We start from the raw sequence: 4493 nt of genomic DNA on the forward strand, positions 1-4493 counted from the left end.
GCGAAGATGGTCGGCGATGTCCTGACAATGGGGTCGGCCAAGGGCGAGAAACGCCAGCCGTTCAAGTTCTACGTCTGAACATGAGTTGAAAGTTCGAAAGCCTCAGTCGCTCGGGCGTTGAGCGGGTGCGGGTATGTATCTGGGAAATTGCTTGGCTGCCGCCTGTGTCGCACCACCTCTTCCAGCCATGTCTGCTTTCAGGTTGAGTCTGCGTTTAGCTCAAGGGCTGAAATGGGCGGATAGTGTTGAAGAAGTCGGCGATGAAGCCGTGGATCCACTCGCACCGAAGCGTCTTGATTAAGGTCGACGCGACCTCCTCGCCCTAAGTGGCTCGGATGGGTGTCCCGAGGGTGCAGATCTTGGCCAGTTTCCTGAGGTTCTGGGCGATGGCTGCAAGGTGGAACTCATCGCGGGCACCACAGGGGCCGCGCAATCGCAATCGATCGAGCTTCAGGATGCGCTTGAGGTGCGCGAACAGCATCTCCACCTTCTTCCGCTGATAGCGTGAGATCTGGTAGGCGTCGGTCTTGGCGATGTCGCGGGCCATGTCGCGCGCGCCCTCATAGATCGAGCGCAGCACCTTGCGCGCCGGCTCCTTCGGGCAACAGCGGGGCTTCAGGGCACAGGCGTCGCAATCCAGCTTGCTGGCGCGATAGCGCATCATGCCGTTCTCGTCGACGAGAGGGTGCGGCACCCGATAGGTCTTCTGGCGTTGCCTGAGCGTCTTCCCGCCAGGACAGATGTATGTATCGGCCTTATGGTCGTAGGTGAAGTCATCGCGCGAGAAGGTGCCATCCTTGCGCCTGGACTTGTCGAAGACCGGGATATGCGGCTCGATCCCACGCTCATGCACCAACCAGTTCAGCATTTCGGCCGAGCCGTAGCCGGTGTCGGCAATCAGCCGCTCCGGCCAGAGGCCGAGCTCGTCGTGCGCCCGCTCGATCATGGTCTTGGCGGCCGTCACCTCGGCCTGGCGCACCGCGGTCGAGGGCTCCACGTCCACGATGATGGCGTGCTCCACGTCGATCAAATAGTTCGTGCAATAGGCATAGACGGCTGGGCCACCCCAAGCGGCAGTCCAGCGCGCGGCGGGATCAACAGGGGAGACGAACTTGGGCTCCACCGGCGTGGCGGCCCCGAAGGCGGCATCATCCAAGGTGGCGAGGTATTCGGCCACGGCCCGCTTGGTCTCAGGCTTGAGCTCCTCGGCCGTCTCGACCCCGCGCTGACGCTGCGCGTCGGCGACGATCATGCTGGCATCGACCGCAAAGCCTTCGCCGCCGACGAGGCCTTCTGCCATGCAGCGTCGGACGACGGTTTCGAACAGTTCGCGCAGCAGATCGGCATCGCGGAAGCGTCCGTGGCGGGTCTTGGAGAAGGTTGAGTGGTCCGGCACATCACCCTCGAGGCCAAGCCGGCAGAACCACCGATAGGCCAGGTTCAGATGTACCTCCTCGCACAGCCGGCGCTCCGAGCGGATGCCGAAGCAATAGCCGACGATCAGCATGCGGATCAGCAGCTCAGGGTCGATCGAGGGACGGCCGATCGGGCTGTAGAAGGGCGCCAGATGCTGGCGGATGGCGGACAGATCGACGAAGCGGTCGATCGCTCTGAGCAGGTGGTCCGCCGGCACATGCCGCTGCAGGCTGAAGCCATAGAACAGCTCCTCCTGCATCACACTTTGCTCGCCCATCATCGACTCAATCTCCTCTTACAACGAAGATTGAATCAGTGCTTCAGGACCGCTGCAACCCGGACTTTTTCAACACTATCGGCGCTAAGCGGACGTGGCGTCCAACTCGCTCCAATTCTTCACTCCGCTCTGTCTGATTAATATTTTGCACGAACGTGCAGCCCGAGCGGAGAATTACCGTCGGCCCCATCGCGGCCGCTCAACATAACTCGTCGCAACGACGGCTTCGTCGGGCCGAACCACGAACGATGTTATGCGACCTGGCGCCACCTAAGGCCAATTGCCAATCCATCAAGGCTTGCCTTGATAGCCATCGGGAAGGTCGATTAGCTTCTTGGCAGCAAAGTCGGTTTGCCAGCTTGTCGGTAGTTCGCGCAAATGGCGTTCTTAGGTGAGCTTTGGTGCACTCCGCTTTGACACCTGAGGCGCGAATTCGATCTCGCCACTTGGAGACACGGTAAATCGATAGGCCTCGTTGAACCCTTTTTTGCCAGAATGCGTGAACGCCAAGACACGCTCTCCATCTGTTCGGATGTGTGCGATGCCAAAATTCGTTCGCTCGAAAGCGAAGAACTTCCTAGTGGGGTCTTTAGGGTCCTGCACATAGTCGCGCATCGCGAAGAACGCCGCCAACTCAGTGCAAAAAATGATTCCTGGCGTGGTTCGTGAGGCTTTGCCAAGCGCGGCCATCAGCGTCGCGCGAGGATGGATGTACTCCTTCTGCTCGCTCTCATCGCCGGATGAGATCAAAGATACAACAGGCGACACCTCTTGTAGGAAGCCGTAGTTGAAATCGGCCGATCCATGATGCGGCGTCTTCAGGATTTCGGCTCGCAACCTGGCGTTTGGCAAAGCTGCGCGGAGCCGGTTCATCGACTCTTCGTTCATATCGCCGGTCATAAGAAATCGAACGTTTCCGTACCGGATACGCATAAAGATGGAGTGCCCATTTATGGTATGGGATGCCGACCAACTCCCTGGCTTTGTTCCAGGCTTGAGCCCGAGCATTAGCCGAGCATCATCAGGCGGATCGCGCAGGAATGCGAGCCCCGGAGTGCCATCTACATCCTCGGTGATGGGTCCCAGCAATTCAACGTGAACGTCTTCGTCCTCGAGGAAGTCGAAGGCATCCCCTATGGTATGATCTAAACGCCGGACAATCATCTCCTCGCCGACGACTGCGCTGAGACGATCCGCCCAAGCGCCAAGCGTGCGGACCCATTTCTTAAAAGGCTTGTTCAGCTGTGGTTCGGGAACAGTGCGGGGGGCCTCTACGAGCTCTGTTGCAAACGGCCGGCCGCCAACGTCTGTCACGGCGCCGAACATTTCTGTTTCGGCCACTTTCACTTCGTCGATCTTCCCGGGCCGCTTAGCAAGTCCATTGTGGTAGACCCGGCGCGGGGCCACAAAAATACGCTTGCGCTTTTCCCTATTTTTTTCGGATTCGATGAGGTCTGAAAGACCGTCGAAGTGATCCGCATCCCCGTGCGTGACTATCACCGCATCCACGAGCAGCGGATCTGCGGCGGACGTTCCCGCGTAGCGAGCGGCTGCATGCCGCGCGAAAAGCTTGCTGTCGCCTCCATCAATAAAAACAACTTTGCCCGCTGGAGTATCCAGAATGAGGCCATCTCCCTGCTGCACATCCACCATCGACAACCGAAGCAAGCCGGTATCTCGCAGGTTGGTCTTCGAAGATATGAAGCCCTCGTCCACCGGCCCTTTGAGCCCGATCATTTGAACCCTTTTTTTGCCCCCTTCCTCTGAGAGAACCTCGCATCGATCACCCCAATAGTACTGCCATGTGGTGCCGTCATCGCGGCGCAGATCTACTACATCGTCGTCAAGATATTGCATGGCCCCCTCCGAACAGATTTGTCGATCGAGCATCTGGGCATAGTTTTATATCGTTTGTAAGACCGCCACCCTGTATACTTCACCGTTTCGAGCAGGCTCTTATACAGAGGTATGGTAGTCGGCGAATGAGAAGTTCGCTCGAACGAGCGGTAGCACGCGATCTTCTGTCGTGGCGGGTTCGTCAAACGCATCGATCATGATCCATCGTTCTTCAACGTCACCCTTCGCAAGCAGCGATACCTTCTGGACATGCGATCGGTGGAGACAAGCCGGGTGCATTTCTTCTGGAAGGCACTGTCTCCTAGCCAGCGCAACAAGGCGTTGAAAATGGGACATCTGCCGCCGTAGGGGCGCACCGGCGACGCCGATCCGGCTTATTTTATTGGCGTGCGCTCCTCTGTGGAGGCGGTGAGGGTCCGTTAGTAAGGTGGGACGAGGAAGGCGCAATCGCACTCGATCATTGACTCAGCACTCTCAAGTCCCCTTTCAGAGAGTGGCCGTGTCAGCTTCAACGACTGATATCCGCGCGAAGCGGCCATTCACAGTGCAGAAGACAAAGGTCGCCTTTGGTGAGGGGCGTGAATTTGACGGACATCACCGGCTCCGATCCGGGCGGATACTGGGCTCCACCCACCACAAGGCAGACGGTCATATAGACCAATGCACCGCGGTCCGCCCCGGTTGTTCTCAAGTAGTCCTCGAGTTGACCTGCGTGAATTCGCATGTCCTTCTCTGTCGGCGCGATGTCGCTTTTCCAATCGAGAACAACCACGGCGCGACCATTGTCCAATGCGACGGCATCAATCCGGCCGGCAAGGGCCGTGGGCTCGCTCGCATCGGCGAGCAGAGCGTAGATCGGCCATTCTGGAAATCAACAGTGTCCGGAAGGTCGAGACGAGCACGATCACCCCCCGCGCCAACTCTCCCCAGCGAAGCGTCATTC

The 4493-nt window shown here is 58.6% G+C and carries 3 protein-coding genes; all 3 read right to left on the bottom strand.

The window, feature by feature from the left end:
* Positions 1-322: 322 nt before the first annotated feature.
* Positions 323-1696, bottom strand: coding sequence for an IS1182 family transposase (locus EOA32_RS33610; protein WP_023800878.1), 1374 nt, complete (start codon positions 1694-1696; stop codon positions 323-325).
* 384 nt (positions 1697-2080) lie between these two features.
* Complete coding sequence (locus EOA32_RS33615) at positions 2081-3550, bottom strand: competence protein (protein WP_128374017.1); 1470 nt, start codon at positions 3548-3550, stop codon at positions 2081-2083.
* Positions 3551-4058: 508 nt separating this feature from the next.
* On the bottom strand, positions 4059-4322 hold the full coding sequence (locus tag EOA32_RS38980) for a hypothetical protein (RefSeq protein ID WP_189407597.1): 264 nt from the start codon (positions 4320-4322) through the stop codon (positions 4059-4061).
* Positions 4323-4493 lie beyond the last annotated feature (171 nt).

The organism is Mesorhizobium sp. M1A.F.Ca.ET.072.01.1.1 (genome assembly GCF_004023325.1).
GTDB lineage: Bacteria > Pseudomonadota > Alphaproteobacteria > Rhizobiales > Rhizobiaceae > Mesorhizobium.

Bases quoted from the DNA above. Each gene is read 5' to 3' on its own strand.
- EOA32_RS33610 (WP_023800878.1), bottom strand. From the start codon at position 1,696: ATGATGGGCGAGCAAAGTGTGATGCAGGAGGAGCTGTTCTATGGCTTC.
- EOA32_RS33615 (WP_128374017.1), bottom strand. From the start codon at position 3,550: ATGCAATATCTTGACGACGATGTAGTAGATCTGCGCCGCGATGACGGC.